This is a genomic window from Streptomyces lushanensis (assembly GCF_001700515.1).
GTDB lineage: Bacteria > Actinomycetota > Actinomycetes > Streptomycetales > Streptomycetaceae > Streptomyces > Streptomyces lushanensis.
This window is the reverse complement of the sequence record NZ_MAUD01000186.1, coordinates 1-1,810: the sequence shown is the minus strand read 5'-3', so window position 1 is coordinate 1,810 and position 1,810 is coordinate 1. Positions and strand designations below refer to the sequence as shown.

General features: G+C 74.1%; 1 protein-coding gene and 1 pseudogene. Both read right to left on the bottom strand.

Annotated features, from left to right (window positions below; all coding sequences use genetic code 11):
• A pseudogene (locus BFF77_RS16735) lies at positions 1 to 482 on the bottom strand (tetratricopeptide repeat protein); the annotation flags it as partial.
• Positions 483 to 536: 54 nt separating this feature from the next.
• Entirely contained in the window at positions 537 to 1,760 is a 1,224-nt protein-coding gene (locus BFF77_RS16730) for an HD-GYP domain-containing protein (protein WP_066950017.1), read from the bottom strand.
• Positions 1,761 to 1,810 lie beyond the last annotated feature (50 nt).

Genomic DNA, 1,810 nt, shown 5'->3' with positions numbered 1-1,810 from the left:
TCGGCCTCGCCCTCGGGCGAGAGGCGCACGGCCGCGCTGCCGAGCTCCATGCCCTCCGGCTCGCCGTTGGCCTCGACGCTGTGCGGATTGCCGGGCACCTTCAGCCCGTACGCCTGCCAGGCCCGGCGGGCCAGCGGCCAGTCCTGGAGCGCGGTGGCGGCGATCCCGACGTTCCACCAGTCGGGCGCGCCGGTCTCCTTGTCCAGCAGGGCCACGGCGCGCAGCCCGGCGGCGCGCGCCTGCTCCCAGTCGTGCCGGAACTTGTGCAGCAACGCCAGGTTGAACCAGGACTCCGAGAGCCAGGGCTCCAGGTCCGCCGCGCGCGTGAGCAGCGCGCCCGCGTCCTCGTACCGGCCGTCACCGATCAGCGTGAACGCGCGGTCGGTGGCCTGCCGCCACGAGGCGGAGGGCCGATGCCGTACCTTCCCGAAGATCCTCACGATTCCCGCCTGCCGGTCGCTCGGGTCAGTGCCCCCGGACATCCTCTTCTTCGCATCCAACCATGCCCAGTCGGACGCCCGCTCATTACCCATGGGTTACCCGGCCCCACCTGCGGCCGGACCGCCCCGGGACAGCACACGCGCCAGGGATTCCACCACCTCGGGCTGGTAGTCGTACGCCGTCCCGAGCCGCAGCCGCTCCAGCGCGCTGAGCGGACCGCTCGCACTGGCACATTCCCCGGCCAGGTCGTCGTACGCATTGACGGCGCGGACAATCCGGGCGGGCAGTGGCTGTTCCCGGTACGGATCGGCCTGTCGCTCCACCACCACGGCGACGGCGGCGGGCACTCCGGTCTGACGGACCACCGCGCCGCCGAGCAGCGCGATGCGCCGCTGCTCGGCCACCGGCAGCAGGGCGGTGGCGCCCTCGGGCACGGGATCGACGAGGGAGAGCTGTCCGATGTCGTGCATGAGGGCCGCGTACTCCAGAACGGTCAGTTCGGGTCCCGAGAGCCCCAGCTCACGGCCGACGGCATGGCTCAGCTCGGCGACTCTGCGGGCATGTCCGTGGGGTGTGTATCCGGCGATCTCGGTGGCCCGCGCGAGGGAGGCGATCGTCTGCCGGTAGGTCGTGCGTACGGCGGCGTACCGCCGGAAGGAGAGCTGGGTCAGCAGCAGCGGCACGCAGAACACCGGCAGCGCCCAGAGGCCGGCGACGCCGACACCGAGCGCGATCACCGCTCCGGTGGCGCACACGGCGGAGCCGATGTGGAGCAGCGCGCGCAACTCGTCGCGGAGCAGGGGGCCGAAGGGATGGCGGGTCCGGGCGCGGATCATCAGGGCGGCCAGTACGGCGTCGCAGAGCGCGGTGAGACCGAGCAGCAGAAGGAGCAGCAGCGCGTAGGCGGGACCGGGCCCGAGCCGCTCCCGCAGCTCGCCGGCCGCGTAGAGCGGCTGGAAGCAGACCGCGGCGAAGCCCACGGTCAGGACCCGCCGGGCCAGATGGCCGAGTCCGGGGCCGCGTCCTCTGGCGACATGCGGTACGGCGCCGGTCAGGCCCGCCGCGACGACCACGCCGACGGTCTGGAGCACACCGTGGGTGACCGGCCGCCCGGCGTTCTCGCCCAGCAGGGCGTACGCGAGGGCCCCGGCGGCGCCCAGCGGGGCGGGCTCGCGCTCACCGGGCAGCGCGCCCCAGCGGGCCAGTTCCCCGACGGCGACGAGTACGCCGAAGGCGAGGGCGATCCTGGGTTCGGCGAGGCCGCACCACAACGCCCGGCCGAGCGCGGCGGCGGTGAGCAGACCGGCGGCGCCGGACACCCCGTCTCCCTCACCCTCGTCGCGCTCTACGGCGCCGCCGGTCTGCTCAC